Origin of the sequence: Serratia sp. H1w (assembly GCF_000633355.1) — a bacterium.
In the GTDB taxonomy this organism is placed as follows: domain Bacteria; phylum Pseudomonadota; class Gammaproteobacteria; order Enterobacterales; family Enterobacteriaceae; genus Chania.
The window spans coordinates 1-21,024 of sequence record NZ_AYMQ01000113.1 but is presented as its reverse complement, the minus strand read 5'-3'; the positions used below and the strand labels follow the sequence as shown (position 1 = coordinate 21,024).

General features: G+C 54.5%; 18 protein-coding genes and 1 pseudogene. 8 read left to right on the top strand and 11 right to left on the bottom strand.

The window, feature by feature from the left end:
* Positions 1 to 18 precede the first annotated feature (18 nt).
* The 3 genes and pseudogenes from U869_RS0124330 to U869_RS0124315 form a co-directional block, all read right to left on the bottom strand.
* Positions 19 to 462, bottom strand: a pseudogene (locus U869_RS0124330) (dihydrodipicolinate synthase family protein); the annotation flags it as partial.
* A gap of 238 nt (positions 463 to 700) precedes the next feature.
* On the bottom strand, positions 701 to 1,468 hold the full coding sequence (locus U869_RS0124320) for an IclR family transcriptional regulator (protein WP_025122640.1): 768 nt from the start codon (positions 1,466 to 1,468) through the stop codon (positions 701 to 703).
* Positions 1,469 to 1,651: 183 nt separating this feature from the next.
* Positions 1,652 to 2,839 carry a NupC/NupG family nucleoside CNT transporter gene (locus tag U869_RS0124315; RefSeq protein WP_025122641.1) on the bottom strand — a complete coding sequence of 396 codons (1,188 nt, stop codon included), beginning with the start codon at positions 2,837 to 2,839 and terminating at the stop codon, positions 1,652 to 1,654.
* 380 nt (positions 2,840 to 3,219) lie between these two features.
* Between U869_RS0124315 and U869_RS0124310 the strand changes: the two genes are divergently transcribed.
* Complete coding sequence (locus U869_RS0124310) at positions 3,220 to 4,458, top strand: Nramp family divalent metal transporter (protein ID WP_025122642.1); 1,239 nt, start codon at positions 3,220 to 3,222, stop codon at positions 4,456 to 4,458.
* A gap of 143 nt (positions 4,459 to 4,601) precedes the next feature.
* Here the strand turns inward: U869_RS0124310 and U869_RS0124305 are convergent, their stop codons facing one another.
* Positions 4,602 to 4,991, bottom strand: coding sequence for a DUF2502 domain-containing protein (locus tag U869_RS0124305; protein WP_025122643.1), 390 nt, complete (start codon positions 4,989 to 4,991; stop codon positions 4,602 to 4,604).
* A 255-nt stretch (positions 4,992 to 5,246) separates the two neighbouring features.
* A complete protein-coding gene (gene mgrA, locus U869_RS0124300; protein WP_025122644.1) occupies positions 5,247 to 6,236 on the bottom strand; it encodes an L-glyceraldehyde 3-phosphate reductase in 990 nt (329 codons plus the stop codon).
* Between the two features lie 250 nt (positions 6,237 to 6,486).
* Here mgrA and U869_RS0124295 point away from each other — a divergent pair, with 250 nt between their 5' ends.
* Positions 6,487 to 8,148 carry an alpha-keto acid decarboxylase family protein gene (locus U869_RS0124295; RefSeq protein ID WP_025122645.1) on the top strand — a complete coding sequence of 554 codons (1,662 nt, stop codon included), beginning with the start codon at positions 6,487 to 6,489 and terminating at the stop codon, positions 8,146 to 8,148.
* On the opposite strand, the gene U869_RS0124290 is transcribed toward U869_RS0124295, so the two are convergent.
* Entirely contained in the window at positions 8,124 to 9,014 is an 891-nt protein-coding gene (locus U869_RS0124290) for a LysR family transcriptional regulator (protein WP_025122646.1), read from the bottom strand. The genes U869_RS0124295 and U869_RS0124290 overlap by 25 nt on opposite strands.
* A gap of 99 nt (positions 9,015 to 9,113) precedes the next feature.
* Between U869_RS0124290 and U869_RS0124285 the strand changes: the two genes are divergently transcribed.
* Positions 9,114 to 9,572: a multidrug/biocide efflux PACE transporter gene (locus U869_RS0124285; RefSeq protein WP_025122647.1), complete on the top strand. Its 459-nt coding sequence runs from the start codon at positions 9,114 to 9,116 to the stop codon at positions 9,570 to 9,572.
* A gap of 69 nt (positions 9,573 to 9,641) precedes the next feature.
* A complete protein-coding gene (locus tag U869_RS0124280) occupies positions 9,642 to 10,334 on the top strand; it encodes an aspartate/glutamate racemase family protein (protein WP_025122648.1) in 693 nt (230 codons plus the stop codon).
* Here U869_RS0124280 and U869_RS0124275 read toward each other — a convergent pair.
* Positions 10,331 to 11,578, bottom strand: a complete 1,248-nt coding sequence (locus tag U869_RS0124275) for an ion channel protein (protein WP_025122649.1) — start codon at positions 11,576 to 11,578, stop codon at positions 10,331 to 10,333. The two genes, U869_RS0124280 and U869_RS0124275, sit on opposite strands and share 4 nt — an antisense overlap.
* 334 nt (positions 11,579 to 11,912) lie before the next feature.
* On the opposite strand from U869_RS0124275, the gene glk reads away from it, so the two are divergent.
* On the top strand, positions 11,913 to 12,875 hold the full coding sequence (gene glk / locus U869_RS0124270; RefSeq protein ID WP_025122650.1) for a glucokinase: 963 nt from the start codon (positions 11,913 to 11,915) through the stop codon (positions 12,873 to 12,875).
* Between the two features lie 157 nt (positions 12,876 to 13,032).
* On the opposite strand, the gene U869_RS0124265 is transcribed toward glk, so the two are convergent.
* Entirely contained in the window at positions 13,033 to 14,259 is a 1,227-nt protein-coding gene (locus U869_RS0124265) for an OFA family MFS transporter (RefSeq protein WP_025122651.1), read from the bottom strand.
* Positions 14,260 to 14,642: 383 nt separating this feature from the next.
* On the opposite strand from U869_RS0124265, the gene U869_RS0124260 reads away from it, so the two are divergent.
* Positions 14,643 to 14,996 (top strand): DUF2502 domain-containing protein, encoded by a 354-nt coding sequence (locus tag U869_RS0124260; RefSeq protein ID WP_025122652.1) that lies wholly within the window; start codon positions 14,643 to 14,645, stop codon positions 14,994 to 14,996.
* Here U869_RS0124260 and U869_RS0124255 read toward each other — a convergent pair whose 3' ends face one another.
* The 3 genes from U869_RS0124255 to U869_RS0124245 form a co-directional block, all read right to left on the bottom strand.
* Positions 14,997 to 15,731, bottom strand: a complete 735-nt coding sequence (locus U869_RS0124255) for a LytTR family DNA-binding domain-containing protein (RefSeq protein ID WP_025122653.1) — start codon at positions 15,729 to 15,731, stop codon at positions 14,997 to 14,999.
* Positions 15,728 to 17,419, bottom strand: coding sequence for a sensor histidine kinase (locus U869_RS0124250; RefSeq protein WP_029988102.1), 1,692 nt, complete (start codon positions 17,417 to 17,419; stop codon positions 15,728 to 15,730). Before U869_RS0124250 ends, U869_RS0124255 begins: the two co-directional genes overlap by 4 nt.
* Before the next feature lie 108 nt (positions 17,420 to 17,527).
* Positions 17,528 to 18,772, bottom strand: a complete 1,245-nt coding sequence (locus U869_RS0124245) for a DUF1479 domain-containing protein (RefSeq protein ID WP_025122655.1) — start codon at positions 18,770 to 18,772, stop codon at positions 17,528 to 17,530.
* A 170-nt stretch (positions 18,773 to 18,942) separates the two neighbouring features.
* Here U869_RS0124245 and U869_RS0124240 point away from each other — a divergent pair, with 170 nt between their 5' ends.
* Both U869_RS0124240 and alaC read left to right on the top strand, forming a co-directional pair.
* Entirely contained in the window at positions 18,943 to 19,485 is a 543-nt protein-coding gene (locus U869_RS0124240) for a GNAT family N-acetyltransferase (RefSeq protein WP_025122656.1), read from the top strand.
* Positions 19,486 to 19,604: 119 nt separating this feature from the next.
* The gene (alaC, locus tag U869_RS0124235) at positions 19,605 to 20,837 is read left to right on the top strand and encodes an alanine transaminase (protein ID WP_025122657.1); all 1,233 of its coding nucleotides are present in this window, start codon (positions 19,605 to 19,607) and stop codon (positions 20,835 to 20,837) included.
* Positions 20,838 to 21,024 lie beyond the last annotated feature (187 nt).

The window sequence follows — 21,024 nt, the reverse complement described above, 5'->3', positions numbered from 1 at the left end:
AGTATCAGTGTGCCACTATAGACAGACTTCAGGCGTTACCGAGTATCCCGTCCGATCGGGGAAATTATAAATGAATATCTTGGCCGTCGTCTGGCGGGCTATCTCGCTGTAATAGGCGTAAATACTCTCATCGGAAAGTCGGAAGTAATAGGGGCTGATAATCATGACGCCGTCCAGGCCACACTCCTCAGCATAGTTGGCTAGCTCGACGGATTCGGCAATCGCCATTCTGCTCGCTCCGGCATAAGCCTTCATGCTGCCACGATCAAACTCGGATGCCAGCTGAATGAGCTGCCTGGAGAGCTTCATATCCAGCGAGAAAAATTCGCCGGTGCTGCCCATCACCACAAATCCGGTGACATAACCTTTGATGAAACTGTACAGACGCAGGTTTTGCTCAGGATCGAGCCGCCCGCGATCGTCAAATACCGTCACTACTGGGGTAAGGTAACTGCTTTTCATAGGTCTCCTTGATGTTCGTATATACAAACGATTTTCTTATTTACGAATTTGACATAGAAAAGCATGTGATTAAAAAGATGTCAATTAACTCTGTTTTCTGGTTTTTTTATTTAATATCAGTTGGATATGCGGTTTTTAAACCCAGTGTCCGGGTATTTATCGATGATTAAATGCGTATATTGTGTGCAGCATCACAAGTTTCATGACGCTTTTGGCGGCGGGAATGCTTGGGGGTAACTCAGAAATTGCTTATCTCGGGTAATTTATCCAAGGTGTTTTCTATTTTTTGTCGTGCCTGCATCAGGGACGCTAAAACTTGCTCATTCTTTTCCTCAGTGGCTCTAAAGTAAGGCAGAGAAACGCTGATCGCTGCCAACATCCGCCCTCTTTGCATCAGCGGGACGGCAAAACACACCGTGTCCTCGTTAATTTCCCTGTCGTCCATGGCATAGCCTTTGATAACGACATCATTGAGCTGCTCACGCAATTTCTGCGCGTTTGGCACGCTGCGTGACGTGACAGGGGTAAACCCATGCGGATACAGCGCCATAATCTCTTCATCCGTGCTCTGGGACAGCATCGCCTTGCCCAGCGCGGAAAAAATGGCTGGCAGCCGGGTCCCTATCTTGGAGACCAGTTGCACGGTCTGATCACCCTGGATTTTATCGATATAAAGCACATGGGCCCCATCCAGCACGCCCATCTGGCAAACTTCATTGCAGGCGCTCACGACGTTGCGCATTTCTGCGTTGATCATCCGGAGCCAATACTCTTTTTCGAAGGTGGCGCTGGCCAGGACTGCGCAGGAGATCCCTAGCGTATATAACCCGGTTTTTTCGTTATGATTAATATATTTGCGTGAGAGGAGCGATTTTAGAATCGGGAAGATGGTCCCTTTGGAAATGCCGGTTTTAGACGCTAACGCGGAGAGTGTCATTCCCTCTTCGTTCGCCAGAGTTTCCAATATCAACAAAACACGCTCGGTAGGTTTATGCAATGTATCCATTTTTATCTCAGCAAGTCCAGGATCATCAACGGCAATCGGGCTAGGCCATTACACAGCATATACTAATGAAATTCCAGTGTTTTTATGGCGATTACGTGGGCAAGGACGACGGGGCCGCCAATAAAAAACGCCCGATAACTTCATCGGGCGTCTTAAGACTAAAGCCTGTCGATCCCAAAGCGGTTAGCCCAGAACCAGGCCTGCGATGGCTGCTGACAGCAGGCTGACCAGGGTAGAGCCGTAAACCAGTTTCAGGCCGAAGCGTGAAACCACGTTGCCTTGATGCTCGTTCAACCCTTTAATCGCACCGGCTACGATACCGATAGAAGAGAAGTTGGCGAAGGACACCAGGAACACGGACAGAATACCCATGCTGCGTGGAGACAGTTCAGCACCGATTTTCTGCAGTTCCATCATGGCCACGAATTCGTTGGAAACCAGTTTGGTCGCCATGATGCTGCCCACCTGCAACGCTTCGTGCTTCGGAACGCCCAGGATCCAGGCAAACGGATAGAAGAAGTAGCCCAGCAGATCCTGGAAGCTCAGGCCGAGGACGGCGCTGAACAGGCCGTTAAGCGCGGCAATCAGAGCGATAAAGCCAATCAGCATGGCGGCAACGATAATCGCCACCTTGAAGCCGGCCAGGATGTATTCGCCCAGCATTTCAAAGAAGCTTTGGCCTTCGTGCAGATTGCCGAGGTGCAGCTCTTCTTCTTTACTGGTGTCGTAAGGGTTGACCAGTGACAGGACGATAAAGGTGCTGAACATGTTCAGTACCAGCGCCGCCACCACATATTTGGCATCCAGCATGGTCATGTATGCGCCAACGATGGACATGGAAACTGTCGACATCGCGGTAGCAGCCATGGTGTACATGCGTTTTTCTGACATCTTGCCCAGCACATCTTTATAGGCAATGAAGTTCTCAGACTGGCCCAGGATCAACGAACTGACGGCGTTGAAGGATTCCAGTTTGCCCATACCGTTCACTTTAGACAGCACTGTCCCGATGATGCGGATGATAAACGGCAGCACTTTGATGTATTGCAGAATACCGATCAGAGCAGAGATGAACACGATTGGGCACAGTACCTTCAGGAAGAAGAAGGCCAGACCTTTGTCACCCATCCCGCCGAACACAAAATCAGTCCCTTGCCCCGCAAACCCGAGCAACTTGTCGAACATTGCTGCAAAGCCTTTTACAAAGCCTAAACCTGCTTCCGAGTTCAGGAAGAAGTAGGCCAGTAACACTTCAATAACCAACAACTGAATAACATAGCGGATGCGGATGCTTTTACGATCGCGGCACACTAACAGGGCCAGGATCGCAACCACCACTAACGCTAACGCAAAGTGCGCAATATGGGACATGTTTGCTCCAAATTTGAGGCAGGCTGAATTTCGGTTGTCATTTTATGTAACGCCAAGTTTAAAAACGAGACATTCATTGCAAATATGGAAAATCATAGTGGAGATAGTCCTAAACTATGACGGCAAAGCACCAAAGATCAAGATGTTAATAAAAATGCGTAATCGTGGCATTTTTGTGCTAATTTTATTATCAAGCGTGATCTGCTTTGCGCCTTGTGATCTAGAGTAGATGGAAACGCTAGGATTTCATGCGATCTGTTCGATAAAACCTTCGTTTTTGGCTATCGCAGAGATAACCATTATCGCTGCAAATGCACTTGATAATCATTATCATTTAAGTGAATATGAAGGTGAGCTCAAAATTAGTAAGGGTTTTCGCTATGCTGAACAGTCGCGCGGTCAACAATTCTACCTCCAGCCGCCCGTCCAGAAAGATCAAACTTTCTCTGATGGGCCCTGCGTTTATCGCGGCTATCGGCTACATCGACCCCGGTAATTTCGCCACTAATATTCAAGCTGGCGCTTCTTTTGGTTATACGCTGCTGTGGGTGGTGGTGTGGGCCAACGTCATGGCGATGCTGATCCAACTGTTGTCTGCCAAACTCGGCATTGCTACCGGTAAAAACCTCGCCGAACATATCCGCGATCGCTTCCCGCGACCGGCCGTCTGGGCCTATTGGGTACAGGCGGAGATTATCGCAATGGCTACCGACCTGGCCGAATTTATCGGTGCCGCGATCGGTTTCAAACTGCTGCTGGGCGTTACGCTGCTGGAAGGCGCGGTCCTCACCGGTATTGCCACCTTCCTGATCCTGATGCTGCAAAAGCGTGGTGAGAAGCCACTGGAATTGATGATTGGCGGCCTGCTGCTGTTTGTGGCGATGGCCTATATTGTGGAACTGGTCTTTTCCCAGCCGCAGCTGAGCGGCTTGCTCAGAGGGATGGCGATCCCGGACTTACCGAATGGCGATGCGGTATTTCTCGCTGCGGGGGTGTTGGGGGCAACCATCATGCCTCATGTGATCTATCTGCACTCCTCGCTGACGCAGACCGGCGGCAAAGACTCCAAAGCTGAACGTTATTCGGCCACCAAGCTGGACGTCGCGATCGCTATGACCATTGCCGGTTTTGTTAACCTGGCGATGATGGCCACCGCCGCAGCGGCGTTTCATTTTAACGGCCATAGCGGTATTACCGATCTCGACCAGGCCTATCTGACGTTGCAGCCTTTACTTGGCAATGCGGCGGCCACCATCTTTGGCCTGAGCCTGGTAGCTGCGGGCCTCTCTTCTACCGTGGTGGGCACTTTGGCAGGGCAGGTGGTGATGCAAGGGTTTGTCCGCTTCTATATTCCCATCTGGGTACGGCGGGTGGTCACCATGATGCCGTCGTTTATTGTCATTATGCTGGGGATGGATGCGACGCGCATTCTGGTATTGAGCCAGGTGTTGCTGAGCTTTGGTATTGCTCTGGCGTTGGTGCCCCTGCTGGCGTTTACTGGCAACCGAGAACTGATGGGGGAGATGGTCAACAGCCGCCTGATCCAGAATCTTGGCAAACTGATTGTGTTGGTGGTCGTTGGGCTAAATGGCTATCTGTTGGTCAGCAGCTTGTTCTAACCCAGGTTCTTCATGCTACGCCCGTTTAATTAAATACCACACTGGTCTTAGATAGGGTCGAACATGTTCGACCCCTACAAATTCAGCAATATCGCCTCTTTGTCAGCGGCCTCACTACGTAGGGGCGCTGCATGCTGCACCCGTTAATCATCGTGATGATGATTCTTGTGATGGTGTTTGTTTTTATGATGCTGTTTTTTATACTGTTTGTAATAGTATTTATCGGCCTTGCGATAGCGGCCATCATGGTAGTAGTAATTTTTATGCCAGTAATCCCGGTCACGCCAGCGATAGCCATCCCAATAGTAGCCACGGCGGCTGCGCTCTCCTAAATCACGCCCCTGATGACCATGCCACCAGTCGCGGTCGCGCCAGTCGTAACCGTCCCAGTAGTTGCCGCGTTTGTCCTGATCGCCAATCTGTAACGAGACGCCCGGCAGCAAATCGATATTCACGCTGCTGGCATGGACAATGGGGGCGATGGGCATGAGAAGCGCCGCCAGAAGGGCTGTGGTAAACAGAGGTTTAAACATGCAGACTCCTTGGCCGGGTACCGATAATGAAGCACGTTCATCGGTATAGGTTCTGGCCATGCAAAATAATGGTTATTCCTCGTTGTTTAACGCTATGCGTCAAATCCATGAGGTATTTATCCGGGGATAGTGGCGGCGTAGGGCCTTCGCGCCTTTGGGGAAATTCTGAAAGCCACGGGGAGCATGGGGGATTGGGAGTTATCTGAAGCGGAAGGTGAAAAAACCGCCGGTTAGCTACCGGCGGTCTATAAGCGATTACATCAGGATCTGCTCAATCTTGGCGATCTCTTCTGTACTGAACTTACGGTTGGCCAGCATGCCCACCGCATCTTCGATTTGGCTGGTTTTACTGGCACCGATCAGTACGGAAGTGACGCGATCGTTACGCAATACCCAGGCCAACGCCATCTGAGAGAGTTTCTGCCCGCGCTGTTCTGCCAGTGAGTTCAGCAGACGAACCTTTTGCAGTTTCGCTTCGGTAATCTGCTCTGGGGTGAGTGAACGACTGCCGCTGGCAGCACGGGAGTCCGGTGGAATGCCTTGCAGATAGCGATCGGTCAACATGCCACCGGCCAGCGGTGAAAAGGCGATGGAGCCCACGCCATGCTCTTCCAGCGTATCCAGCAACTCGGGTTCTACCCAGCGTTCAAACATCGAGTATTTCGGCTGGTGGATCACGCAAGGGGTGCCGAGCTGCTGCAGGATGGCAAAGGCCTGGCGTGCTCGCTCGGCCGGGTAATTCGATAATCCGACATACAGCGCTTTCCCCTGGCGAACCAACAAATCCAGCGCCCCCATGGTTTCTTCCAGCGGCGTATCCGGATCGGGACGGTGATGGTAAAAAATATCCACATAGTCGAGCCGCATGCGTTGCAGGCTTTGGTTCAGGCTGGCGACCAGGTATTTCTTCGAGCCCCAGTCACCGTACGGGCCAGGCCACATGGTGTAACCCGCCTTGGAGGAGATGATCAGCTCATCGCGATAAGGCAGGAGATCCTGATGCAAAATGCGGCCGAAATTCTCCTCGGCAGACCCCGGCGGTGGCCCGTAGTTATTGGCCAGATCGAAGTGGGTAATGCCAAGATCGAAGGCGCGATGCACCAGACTGCGCGCATTGTCATACAGCGTGCTATCGCCAAAGTTGTGCCACAGACCGAGTGACACGGCCGGAAGTTGCAGCCCACTGCGGCCGCAGGGGCGATATTCCATATTCTGGTAGCGGGCAGGCTCAGCTTGATAAACCATAAGATCCTCATCGACGGCGGGAAATAACGTTCAGTGTATGCGTTTCCACTTGGTCTGTCAGAGTGCCCGATCACGCAAATTGTCAGTCATTTATTCAAGCTGCTGATGATTTGCCTCTACTGCCTGCCGTTGGTGCACAGATGTAACGTGGGGTTGCCAGTGCCTGCTGCCGATAAAATTCGAAATTTTTCCAACATCTCTAATACTTAATGCTAACAATTCTACCGTTGCATAGGTGATGATCATGATCATGAACAAGAACTATACGGTGGCAGATTACCTTCTCGATCGGCTAGCCCAGATTGGCATTCGACATTTCTTCGGCGTCCCCGGCGATTACAATCTGCAATTTCTCGATCATGTCATCGATCATCAACAGATCACCTGGGTCGGCTGCGCCAACGAGCTGAACGCAGCCTATGCCGCCGATGGCTATGCGCGCTGCAAACCGGCAGCGGCCTTGTTGACCACTTTTGGCGTGGGTGAGCTAAGCGCGGTAAACGGGATTGCTGGCAGCTACGCCGAATACCTGCCGGTGATCCACATTGTTGGTGCTCCGGCTTTACGCGCCCAGCGTGCCGGGGATTTACTGCATCACTCTTTAGGGGATGGCGATTTCGGACATTTCGCCCGTATGGCGAAGGAGGTCACCATCGCGCAGGCCAGCCTGACGGCCAGCAATGCCGAGGCGGAAATCGATCGCTTGCTGACGACCGCATTGTATGAGCGCCGCCCGGTGTATCTGCTGTTGCCAAGTGACGTTGCCGAAGCGCCGCTGACCTCGCGCCCGGCACCTTTGGTGTTGCGCCAGCCTAACCTCTCTGACGTTTCCCTACAGGCATTTATTGCCGCCGCGCGTGATAAATTGCAGTCCGCACAGCGAGTTTCCTTGCTGGCAGATTTTCTGGCCGAGCGCTTTGGTGCCGAACCGGTGCTGGAACACTGGATGAATGAGGTCAATATTCCCCACTCAACGCTGCTGTTAGGCAAAAGCGTGTTGGATGAAACTCATGCCTGCTTCACCGGGACTTATGCTGCCGCCGCCAGTGATCCACAGATCAAGCAGCAGATTGAAGGTGCCGACGTGGTGATTAACGTCGGGGTACGTTTCACCGATACCATCACCGCCGGTTTTAGTCACAACTTGCCCGTGGATAAATGTATCGATATCCAACCGTTCGAGGCGCGGGTGGGTAAGCAGGTATTCAGCCAGATCCCGATGCGCGATGCGGTGAAGGCCTTGCACCAACTGACGTTATCGTTAGCCGATAAATGGCAATTACCGGCGTTCAAACGGCCATCGCTGCCGGCTCCCGATGCCAACAATCTGGATCAGCATGCTTTCTGGCAGCAGATCCAGGACTTCTTGCAGCCGGGGGATATCCTGATTGCGGAGCAGGGCACCGCCTGCTTTGGTGCGGCATCGCTGACGCTGCCACAGGGTTGCCGGTTTATCGTGCAGTCATTGTGGGGATCGATTGGTTATACCTTACCGGCGGCGTTTGGAGCCCAGACTGCGGAACCTCATCGCCGGGTGGTATTACTGATTGGTGATGGGGCCGCTCAGCTTACCGTGCAGGAGTTGGGTAGCATGTTGCGCGATGGACAAAAACCGGTGATCTTCCTGCTGAATAATGACGGCTATAGCGTAGAACGGGCCATCCACGGGCCTGAACAACGTTATAACGACATCGCACAGTGGAGCTGGACGCGGTTACCGCAGGCATTATCGCTCGATCAACCGGTGAAATGCCTGCGGGTTACCGAGCCTGAGCAACTGCGTGCGGCGCTGGGGGAGGTTGGCGGCAGCGAGCAACTGGCATTTATCGAGGTAGTGCTGCCGAAAATGGATATTCCTGAACTGCTCGATAGCGTATCACGGGCCATTCAGTCGCGTAATGCGGCGGCTTGATCGGCGGCATTTTCCAACAGACGATCCAATAACCACAACCCCGCCGGTCCCGGCGGGGTTAGCTTGGACCAGACGGCATCCACCGAGATGGTTTGCGGCCAACCACGCATTTTCAGTTCTGTCAGACGTTGATGTCCATACTGTTTGACCAGCCAATGCGGCAGTATCGCCCAACCCGCCCCCTGTTCCGCCATCTCCAACAGCATCAGATAGCTGGGAGCCGACCACGCTCGCCCGAGCGGCTTGAGCGCGTTGTTGCTGGTATAGGTGTTTAAGTAAAGTTGGCGGCTGCTGGCAAGGTGTGCCTGGGTGAGCACCGGTATCGCGGTCAGCGGGTGATCGTGGGCGACAAACAGCCCCATTTCGGTCTGTTCCGGCAGCCTGGCGACGGCGATCTCTGGGGGATAGGTGGGTTGTACCGCCAGCATGCCCAGGTGAGCACGGCCAGTCTGTAACAGATCCAGCACATCCTCCCCTTCGGCGATCATACATTCCAGCTCAATATCCTGATAACGCCGCTCGAAATGTTTCAGCAGGTTGTCGTGATGGTTGGGCTGATAGGTATCGGAAAAGACGATGGTCAGCCGCGGCTCAATATTGTCCCCCAAGCGGATACTCAGCGCATCGAGGCGCTCGCTGGCCGCGAGAATTTCCTGTACGTGGCCCAGCACCTTGCGGCCAGCTTCCGTCAGCACCGGTTGGCGTGCCTGCCGATCGAACAACGTCAGCCCGAGATCGGCCTCCAGGTTGGCAATCGCGGTACTGATGGTGGACTGGCTTTTGCGCAACTTGCGTGCCGCAGCAGAAAACGAGCCTAGCGCGGCAGCTTCAACAAAGGCCAGCAGAGCTTCCGGGGAATAACGCATGATGTATCTACTTTATCGATGGAACCTATTTTTAATCTACGTAAAAAAACGATGATAATCACCCAACTTTTTCAATAATGCTTATCAAGCAGGTGAAGTATGCAATTACAAAACAAGTCGTTGGCTGAACGTATCGTTCATGCCGTAGGGTTCGAAGCTATCGCCGTGATGATCTGTGCCCCTTTGGGCTCATGGCTGCTTAACCGTTCGATGGCGCAGGTCGGTACGTTGGCGATCATGCTGTCTACCGTCGCCATGTTGTGGAACATCGTCTATAACGCGATCTTTGATCGACTGTGGCCGGTGAGCCGTGTGGCCAAAACGCTGAAAGTGCGCATTGGTCACGCCTTTGGCTTTGAGGCCGGGTTCGTGTTGATTGGTTTGCCGATCGCGGCGTGGATGCTCAATATTTCTCTGTGGCAGGCCTTTGTGTTGGAGATCGGTTTCTTCCTGTTCTTCCTGCCTTATACCATGGCGTATAACTGGGTCTACGATACCCTGCGCCAGCGTTGGTTTGCTCCGCGCCAGGCCCAGGCCAGCAGATCAAGCAGCAAATAATTGCGTCGCCAGTCTGAGGGTTCTCGGGTAATGTCTGGTGGATAGACTGTCAAAGCCAAGGAGAACCGAATGAAAGTGTTGGGATTATTGGGCGGCATGAGTTGGGAATCCACCATCCCCTACTACCGAATGATCAACGAGCAGGTGAAACAGCGTTTAGGTGGCCTGCATTCGGCCAAAATCGTGCTCTACAGCGTGGATTTTCATGAGGTGGAACGTTTGCAGCACCAAGGGGATTGGGAAGGTGCCGGTCGTTTGCTGGCAGGGGCTGCTGCTGCTCTGCGTGCCGCCGGTGCCGAGGCCATCGTGATTTGTACCAACACCATGCATAAGGTGGCGGATGCGGTAGAACAAGCCAGTGGCCTGCCGTTGATCCACATTGCCGATGCTACGGCATTGCAGGTACAGCAACAAAATATCCGCCGCATCGGTTTGCTCGGCACGCGCTTTACCATGGAGCAGGATTTTTACCGTGGGCGTTTGCAGGATAAATTTGCTATCGACGTGGTTACGCCAGATGCCGCCGATCGCGATATTGTCCATCGCATCATTTATGAAGAGCTGTGTCTGGGCAAGATCGACGATGCTTCACGCGACCAATATCGCCGAATCATCGCCAAGCTAGAACAGCAGGGGGCAGAGGGAATTATCTTTGGCTGCACCGAAATTGGTCTGCTGGTGAGTGCCCAAGATGCCACGGTGCCGGTGTTCGACACCACGGTTATTCATGCGCACGCCGCCGCCGAGTACGCATTAGCCTAATCTTCATGCGGTGGTTGATTTTTGACTACCAGCATCAAGGGTTTGCCCGCCAGTACCAACCAGGCGGGCAACATCACAATACACAGCACCGGCAACAGATGCAGCTCTGGCACTACCGCCACGGCCATAAACAAACTTAACCAGCCATCGCGAGTGACCACCAACACCAGCCCCATAATGGAGCAGGAAACGGTGATGGCTGCCGGGACCGCCGGAACATGCTGATGTAGCATCAACCCCAGAGCGACGCCGATAAACACCGCTGGGAAAATACGACCGCCACGGAATCCGCACGCCGCCGCTACCACCAGCGCTGCCATCTTGGTCAGGGTAATCACCAGCAATTGGCCTGTGGTGAAACTGCCGTCGACCACTAACAGTTTCATCTCGTCCAACCCTTTGAACAAGGTGACGTTACCCCCAATCACGCCAAGAGTGCCCAGCAGGAGACCGCCTAGCCCGAGCATCAATACCGGGTTTTTTAGCGAATGGAACATACGGTGAATACGTGGGAAGCACCACACTGCCACCATTCCGAGGGCAATGGCGATCAGCGCGACGATAGAGCCGCTGAAGATATCGCGCAGCCGGGTCACCGTGTAAGGGTCTAGCTGCAAGGTAAAGTCCGGGGTAAAGAACATATCGGTAGTGACTGCCCCGGCAGCGGCGGCCATCAGCGGTGCGAACAGCCGATCCCATAGTGGGACTTCGTTATTTCCTCCCAACATTTGCGAGAAAAGCAGGGCGGCGGCAACCGGCGTGCCAAACATCGCACCAATGGTGCCAGCGGCGGCGAGGATGATCCAATCCATTCTTGGCACTTTGGGCAATAGCCTGGCCCCAAGTGCGACCACCAGGGCAATATTGATGGCGGTGATGGGGTTTTCCGGCCCCAGGCTGACGCCACCCGCCAGGCCGACCATCAAGGCTAATGCGAGTCCTGGCACCGCGCCCAGCGGCAAGGGCATGCCAATCAGCGATTCGGTCGCTGGATCTGGCCCGGCATGGCCCGGTACGAAACGCACGATCAGCCCAACGGCGATACCTGTCAACGTAAGTATACCGATGGTCCACCAGGGGGAATGGGTATCGATATTGAGCAGATCCGGGAGGCGACTCCACAGCAAATTCTGCAACACGCTGGCACTTTCCATCAGCAGGATGAGTATCAGGCTGGAGGCGGAGCCAATAACGATCGCGGGCAGAGCGAAAGCCAACATAGCATTGGCGCGCGGATGCAGCATGCGGGATCCCTTGTTGCAACATCCCTGATTGGCAGGGAAAACAAATAGTAAAGCCAGCAGGATCGCCAGGCTTCTGAAAAAATGATTTGCTTAGTATATAGCTCCAACGCAGCGATTTCGCTAATGCCTGGTCGCGGGCTAGCAGTTTTATCTTACGTTTTTTGCGCCAATCTGTAACCGCCGGTATAAATCGGTGAAAAGTGTGCTGGCTGAAACGATTTTTGTGATCTGGATCGCTATTGAGCAGTGGTTAGCAGAATGCTGATTGTTGTTTGGGCGGCGTGATTTTACAGTGTAGGCAATTTCGTATTATTCATTTTAGGGAGAAACACCGATGACCTATGCCCTCGTAGGTGATGTTGGCGGCACCAATGCCCGCCTGGCGCTGTGCACTGTCGAGACGGGCGAGATCGCCCAGGCGAAAACCTATTCTGGTCTGGAGTTTGCTAGCCTGGAAGCGGTGATCCGCCAATACCTGGCCGAGCTACAGATGGAAGTTGAGGATGCCTGCATCGCCATCGCCTGCCCGGTAACGGAGGATTGGGTCGCCATGACCAACCACACCTGGGCCTTCTCCATCAAGGCGATGAAAGAGAGCCTGGGCTTAAAACACCTGGAAGTGATTAACGATTTTACCGCGGTGTCGATGGCGATCCCAATGCTGTCTGAAGACGACGTCTTGCAGTTTGGCGGGGGTAAAGCGCAAAAAGATAAACCGATAGCCGTTTACGGTGCGGGAACAGGCCTTGGGGTGGCGCACTTGGTGCACGTAAACCGTCGCTGGGTAAGTCTGCCCGGCGAGGGTGGCCACGTAGACTTTGCGCCGAACAGTGAAGAAGAGGACATCATCCTGGAAGTGTTGCGCGGCGAAGTAGGCCACGTGTCTGCGGAGCGAGTGCTGTCTGGCCCTGGGCTGGTGAATCTGTACCGTGCCATCGTCAAGGCGGACAAGCGGCTGCCAGAGAAGTATGCGCCAAAAGACATTACCGAGCGTGCGTTGGCGGATAGCTGTACCGATTGCCGCCGTGCCTTGTCGCTGTTCTGCGTGATTATGGGCCGTTTTGGTGGCAACCTGGCGTTAAATCTGGGGACGTTTGGCGGTGTATACATTGCCGGGGGCATCGTGCCGCGCTTTATGGAGTTCTTCAAGGCTTCCGGGTTCCGCGCTGCTTTTGAAGACAAGGGCCGGTTTAAGGACTACGTGCGTGAAATTCCGGTGTTTATGATCACCCATTCCCAACCGGGGCTGTTGGGGGCAGGTGCCCATCTGCGTCAGACTCTGGGGATACATCTGTAATTACCTCTCACCCCAACCCTCTCCCACAGGGCGAGGGTACTGTCCGGCGTCCGTAGGGGCGCTGCATGCTGCGCCCGTGTTGAGGTCAGATGCTGGAGTTATTGGTGGCACGTTCGGTCCCCTCTCCCTGTGGGAGAGGGTTAAGGGGAGGGGGATATTAGCCGTTGACCTTCGCCAACACCGGCTGTGCGTGAGCCTCTTCTTCCTGCTCAACCGCTTTCGGTGCCTTGATAAACAGCGTAATCAACAGTGAAATCACCGACAGCGTACCCATCACCATAAAGGTCGCGTGGAAGCCGCCGAAATGGTTGGCAACAAACGACCCGGCCAGCGCGCCCAGACCAAAGCCCTGATAGATGATACCGTAGTTTTTGCTGTGGTTTTTCAGACCGAAGAAGTCACCGACAATCGCTGGGAACACGGTAATGTTGCCGCCGAAGCAAAAGGCAACCGCGCCGACGCAGATAAAGAACAGCGTATGGCTCAGCGTCAGGAAGCTCAGTGCGGCAATTGCCAGAATGGTGACCAGCATGGTGAAGCTGATGACACGCATACGGCCCACTTTATCGGATAGGGTACCCAAAATGATGCGGCCTGCGGTATTGAAGATTGCCACGGCGGAGACGGTATTGGCGGCGGTGGCCAAATCCATCCCGGCCAGTTGTACGCCCATGTCTTTAACGATACCGATCAGATACAGACCACTCATACAGGCCGCGAAGAAAATCACGAACAGCATGTAGGCCTCTTTGCTGGCCAGCATCTGGCGTACGGTGTAATCGTTGCTCAGCACGTGATGGTTGGCGGTTTGGTTAACCTGTACAGGCTCTTTCAGCAGCAGGGAACCCAGCACAATCAGCGCCATAACAATTACGCCCCAGTAGAAGAAAGCAGCAGAGACACCAGCACCGCTAATCAGCGCAGCGTTAACGTATTTGAACAACAGGCTGCCGCTACCGAATGCCCCGACGGAGATGCCGGAAATCAGCCCCTTGTTGTCCGGGAACCATTTGATCAGGTTGGACAGGGTCGAGATATAAGCGATACCTACCGCAAAACCGACCACCACGCCCGCCAGCAGATAAATCATGTCCAGCGATTGCACGTGGGCGCTGGCAATCAACCCCAGGCCGACCAGCACGCCAGAGACCAGCGTCAGATTGCGAATACCGAAACGTTCTTGCAGCTTACCGGCGAACAGCGTAGCGAAGGCCAGGAAGAAACTGGTGATTGAGAAGGTGGTAGCGACATCGCCAAGGCCCCAGTGAAACTTGTCCACCAGTGGCTGGTTGAACAGGCTCCAGGTATAGATAGTGCCGAGGCCCATCTGACAGATGATGGTGCCGAGAACGATTAAGCTGCGATTTGCCGGTTTGCTGTTCATGGCCGGTCTCCTTCCTGTATTGGCATTGCCCATTGGCAAAATTAGCAAGGCAACCAGAGCCCTGCGGTATGGGCCTATTATAAAGGGGGCAGGAGTGGCCAATGGCGGATCGGGAATGAACTGCCGCTGGCGAGGAATGAAATGCCATTATCGCCGCATGAGTTGCCGAATAACGGCTAAAAAGCCGCTGGAATGCGGCCTGCCGGGCGTGATCTACATCAAAGTTATGCCAGAAATAGGGCCGGGCTGCCGTGGCAACTGTGTGGTAATTGTGAAGGATATGCCTGAAAGGCGTAATTGGGCTTTCGTCCTATAGAGTGCAAACCGCGGCGCAACTACTGTGATGGGTAGATGGACTGGTTCCGCTTTGTGGGAGTTACCCAATGAAAAAAGTACTGTTGTTATTGGCCGCGTTATTGCCGCTGTCACTGCCAGCGGTGAGCCATGCGGATGTTTCACTCGGCATCAACGTGCCTGGAATGTCGCTGCATATCGGCGATCGTGATGATCGTGGCCATTACTGGGATGGCGGCCGTTGGCGTGAACCGCGCTGGTGGCACGAGCATTATGGCCCGCGGGAATATTACGGTCCACGCGAGTACTATGGCCCGCCAAGGGTGGTGTATTACGGGCCACCGCTGCGTGAATGGCGCGGTGGGCCACGTTATTACCGTATGCCGCCTCCGCCACCGCCAGGCTATTATCAACGAGATCACGGCCCGCGGGGCCGCTGGTAACTATAACCGCATCAACTGGCGAAACGCTTTCACCTTGCTGCGGCTGACCGGGACTTCAAAATCCAGATCGCTCAGCCGCAGAATATAGGTGTTGTTGAACCACGGCACGATTTCCCTGATCTTGGAGAGGTTGACGCAATACGAACGGTGGCAGCGGAAGAAAAACTCCTCCGGCAGCCGTTGGTAAAACTCGGTGATATTCATCGGCATCACAAACTCTTCGCGCCGGGTATACACCCGCGTGACCTTCTCATCGGCGGCGGCGTAATAGATGTCGTTGATGTCTGTGACGATGATGCGCTCGTCTTTGATCAGGTTAATGCTGTGGCTGGTGCGATTCGCCGGTGCGCTAGGCTCTTGCGACGGCACCGGCCGGTTATGCAATGCCTCCAGCTTTTGCAGCATGGTGATGATGCGGGCTTCATGATACGGCTTGAGAATGTAGTCGAACGCCTCGATCTCAAAGGCCTCCACCGCATGCTCTTTATAGGCGGTGATAAACACGATCGACGGACGGTGGGCAAACTTGCTGATGTTCTGCGCCAGCAATACGCCGTCTAACGACGGAATATTGATATCGAGGAAAATGGCGTCGACCTGATGGTTTTGCAGGTATTTCAGCACGTCCAGGCCATCTTCAAAGGTGGCTTCGATGGTGATATTACTGTGCTTGTTGATCAGATAAGTCAGCTCTTGCTGGGCGAGAAACTCATCTTCCACAATAATGGCTTTCATGGCTTTTCCCCCACAGGCAATAGGCTGTTTTCCGCATGCAGTTTATTGCCATTCTTGGTGACATAGAAGGCGATTTCCGTGCCCGGTTCCAGCCGACGGATGCGTAACCCCTCGCCGTACAGCAGTGAAACCCGATGATGCACGTTGAGCAGGCCGATATTGTGGCCTGGCATTTCATTACGTTCAACGCGTTCGATCACCAGCGGATCGATGCCGTGGCCGGTATCTTTCACCGAAATCTTGACGCGATCGCCCCGATCTTTTACCGCGATCACCACCACGCCTTTGCCTTTGCAGGGCTGAATGCCATGCACGATGGCATTCTCCACCAGTGGCTGGATCAGCAGGCTGGGAATGCGCACGGCAATATCGTCGTCGATATCATAAATCACCGTCAGTTTGCTGCCGAAACGGGCCTGTTCGATGGCGATATAGTCCTGGATCTGATGTAGTTCTTTACGGATATCGATCAGCTCGTCGTTCAGTTCCAGGTTATAGCGCAGGTAGCGTGACAGGTTGATGATCAACTGGCGGGCGGTATCCTGATTCAGCCGGATCGAAGATGAAATGGCGTTGAGCGCATTAAACAGGAAGTGCGGGTTGATTTTGCTTTGTAGCGCGCGCATTTCGGCCTTATCTGCCATTTGGCGCAGATGTTCGATGCGCGACACTTCCATCTGTGTCGAGATAATCTGCGACAGGCCAACCGCCATCACCTTCAGCGTATTGGTGATCTGATGGGCGTGACAGTAGTAAATCTTCAGTGCCCCGGTCACCTCGCCCTTTTCCCACAGCGGGATCACCAGTTGAGAATGGATCTGCGGTGCGGTCTGGTTCTCGAGGTTGTTCTTGATGATGATCTTGCCCTGCTGAATGCTTTCCATCGTGACGCTGCTCAGCCCCGCTCGGCCGAGTGGGTAATGCTCTGCTCCCACGCCAACATAGGCCAATACATGATGAGTATCGGTAATGGCGACCGCGTCGGCATTGATATCGTGGCGGATGATTTCGCAAATGGTGGTGAGCGATTCGCTGTTGATGTTACGGAAATAGGGCAGCGTTTTACGGGCGATATCCAGCGCCAGCTTAGCTTGCCGTGCCGCAATCACCTCTTTTTCGTCTTCAACGCTTTGTACCAGCAGCACGATCAGGCCGATACACACCGTGCCGAGGATCATCGGCAGGGCAATTTTAGACACGATATCCAGCCCGAGCTCGGTGGGTTTGGCCCAGATCACGATGAGCAGCATGGTGAGCGATTCGCACAGCATGCCTCCGAGGATCCCGGCGCGCCAACGCTGGCTTTTCTTCACCTTCAGGTTGATATAACCGGCGCTCATCCCGGCAATGATGCTGGTGATCAGGCAAGGAACCGAGGTAATGCCGTCGATATCGATCAGATAGCGGTGCAATCCGGCAATGATACCGGTAATGATGCCGACCCAAGGGCCAAACAGAATGCCACCGGCCATGATGGCGATCACCCGCACGTTAACCAGGGAGCCTTCGACGTTAATGCCAGAATAGGTACTGAACAGGGCGAACAGCGAGAAGATGGCCGTGACTGCGGCCAGCTCCAGCGGAGTGTGATCTTCCTTCTGCAACAGCTGGCGAAACAGCCGGGTGCGGGTGAGGAAAAACAGGCAGATCAACATCAGGGCGGCACGGTCGAAGACCGCTAACAACATTTCAAAAACAGGGTGCACAACGGCGGCTCACTGCGACGAACGGGAGCACCGAGTATATCACAGCCCGGCAATGACCGCGGTGGCCGGAACACACCGCGGTCATCAGGGTTATTTGATACCCAGTTGTTCCTTGCCGAGCGGCGTCAGCAGCTCCACGGTGGCGCGGCCAATGAAATCGACTTCGAAATCATCCGCAGCAAAATCCACCGGGCTTTTCCCCGATAGGAAGCTTGGCAACTGTCGTTGCAGATAGGCATCGTTCTTGTCGCAACCCGGCGCGGCGGCGATGTACATCACGTTGCTATCGAACTCGCCGTTATGCTCGTTCTCTACCGAATGGATCACATCACAGTGCCAGAATACCGTATCGCCTGGCTCCAAATCGGGAATAGGGGATAACCCACTTAATAAAAGGGGATGCCATTGTTCCGAGATCGACAGCGCCCGGCCAGGGGCGGCCCCGCACAGATCGTCATCTGCCACATCGTCTTGCAGGGCGCGCAGCAGGATGTAGGCCATGGCGTTGGCGATCGGCACCACATTCAGCGTACCGGCGTGGGTACGTTGTGGCGTCAGCGCTGTCCAGCCCTGGAAGGTACGGAACATGGAGCACACCGCCGGTGAGGCGATCTCGCGCACTTCGGTACGGCCATCGGCGGCAAAGGGATCGTATTGCTGCCAGTTGCCGGAGAAGACGTGGCGATAGACATAGCGGAAATTCTCGTCCAGCCAGCGTTCGATGGTGCCGCTGTCCACATGGGGGGAAAGGCCCAGCGAAGAGGAGTTTGGTGGGCGGCGGCGGGTCCGATCGGCATAGGTAGCGACGCGCGTCGGATCAAAGTGCTGCTTGCCGTTGCTCTCGGTTGCCCACAGGCTGTTGAGGAACACCTGCACCGCGTGCATGCGCTGATCCTGACGCGCCTCGACCTGAGGTTTAGACCAGTAAATGCCGTAAATCTGTGGCTTGCTGGCAGCCAGTTTGCCAAAGTAGTTATCTTCGGCGGCGTTTTTCAGGCGTTCGACGAAGTTGTTACGTTCGAGATAATTGCCGATCTCCTGGTTCCAGGCCTCGGCCTTGCTGCGTGGGAATACGCCTCGGATCGCACATACGCCGCGCTGTTTAATCAGCGATTTTTGTTGCTCGCTGACGCGTTGTTGCAGAATATCTTCGGCATCCACCTGCGGCACCGGATCCTGGCCGTTGGCCAGTTCCTGACGGATTTGCTCCACCTGTTGGCGAATATTGCCTTCCAGCGCCAGGAAGACTTCGCGATAGTTGGGCAGGGCTTGGCGTAACTGCTGCTTGACGCGTTTTATTGCGGCAGGAATATCATCGATGAGTAATGAAGCCATGGTGTTCTCCTGTGCCCGCCGGTGGGCGAGGATGGTCGTGAGTAGGGTTGCGTTATAGAGTTGCTGTTTTGTTGTAATCTCGTTAATGATTATCTGGATTTAATAGGGGAAAATAAAGGGATATCTTTCATTCGTAACTTCCTCTTTTTCGTTTTTCGGAGATTTAGCTGATGAAATTGGAAACACCTCGCTTGCTGCTGACGTCGCTAACGGCGGATGACTGGCCGTTATTCCTGCGCCTGTTCCAGGATCCGCAGGTGATCCGCTACATTGCCGACCCGTTGCCGGAACATGAGATCCGTGAACGTTTCGAAGCGCGTTTGCTCCCATGGGATAAGCATTGTGACCGCTGGTTGTGCCTGGTGATGAGGAAAAAAAGCACTGGCCAAGCGGTGGGCATGACCGGGTTTCGTCCTGAATGGTCGCCTTGCCAGCAGGCCGAAGTGGGCTTTGGCAGCCTGCCGGAAGGGCAAAGAAAAGGGTATGGCAGAGAGTCGCTGCGGGTGGTGTTGGACTTTGCCTTCAATGCCTGCGGGTTTCACAAAATGTATGCCATGGTGACGGAAGGAAATCTGGCTTCACGGGGCCTGCTGGAGAGCAGCGGCTTCCAACTGGAAGGGACGTTGCGCGATAATTTCCGCATGGGGGGCCGGTGGTGTAATGACTGGCAACTGGGGCTGCTGGCTGCGGAGTTCGCGGCGGCCAATCGGTAAAAAAAATGTTATCGGGGGGACTCGACAGCCCGATAAGGCTGAGTTATGTTCGATGTTCGGCCATTCTGTGGCCAGCGTCGCTCGGATGGTCCGGGCGCTAACGTCTCTTCGAGGTATCTATGTCTGATAACAACCCGCGCCGTTTTACGCGCATCGAACGCCTGCCCCCTTATGTTTTTAATATCACCTCCGAACTGAAGATGGCCGCACGCCGTCGCGGTGAAGATATTATCGATTTCAGCATGGGTAACCCGGACGGCCCGACGCCGCCGCATATCGTAGAGAAACTCTGTACCGTGGCCCAGCGTGACGATACGCATGGCTACTCGACCTCACGCGGAATTCCGCGTTTACGCCGGGCTATTTCGCACTGGTATCAGGAACGCTATCAGGTCGATATCGATCCGGAAAGCGAAGCCATTGTCACCATCGGCTCGAAAGAAGGCCTGGCGCACCTGATGTTGGCAACGCTCGATCACGGGGATACGGTGCTGGTGCCGAACCCAAGTTACCCGACCCACATTTATGGTGCGGTGATCGCCGGTGCGCAGGTGCGTTCCGTGCCGCTGGTGGACGGCGTGGATTTCTTTGGTGAGCTGGAGCGCGCCATTCGTGAAACCATTCCGCGGCCAAAAATGATGATCCTGGGCTTCCCGTCCAACCCGACCGCGCAATGCGTGGAACTGGATTTCTTTGAGCGGGTAGTGGCGTTGGCGAAACAGTACGACGTGCTGGTGATCCACGATCTGGCCTATGCCGATATCGTGTACGACGGCTGGAAAGCGCCTTCGATTATGCAGGTGCCGGGAGCCAAAGACATTGCGGTCGAATTTTTCACCCTGTCGAAAAGCTACAATATGGCCGGTTGGCGTATTGGCTTTATGGTGGGTAACCCTGAGTTGGTTAACGCATTGGCTCGGATCAAGAGCTACCACGATTACGGTACCTTTACTCCGCTCCAGGTGGCAGCCATTGCCGCATTGGAAGGTGACCAGCAGTGCGTGCTGGATATTGCCGAGCAGTATCGCCAACGCCGTAACGTACTGGTGAAAGGGCTGCATGAAGCGGGCTGGATGGTAGAGAATCCGAAAGCATCGATGTATGTATGGGCGAAAATTCCTGAGCCTTACGCACATCTGGGCTCGTTGGAGTTCGCCAAGCGTTTGTTGGCGGAGGCGAAAGTGTGCGTATCCCCGGGGATCGGCTTTGGTGATTATGGCGATACCCATGTGCGTTTTGCCTTGATTGAAAATCAGGATCGTATCCGCCAGGCGGTGCGGGGCATCAAGGCGATGTTCCGTGCCGATGGGCTAATCAAGCCCGCTAAAACTACGCCATCTGCAACCAAGTAGTTTCGCGGGGGCGGCGCTTTGCCTATGACTCGGTAATCGCTGTTCCCCCTCACCCCAACCCTCTCCCAAGGGGCGAGGGGGCTCTGCGTAGGGGCGCTGCATGCTGCGCCCGTGCCAAGGTCAGATTCGGGAATCAACGGTAGCACATATAGTCCCCTCTCCCTATGGGAGTGTACAGACCGGGGAC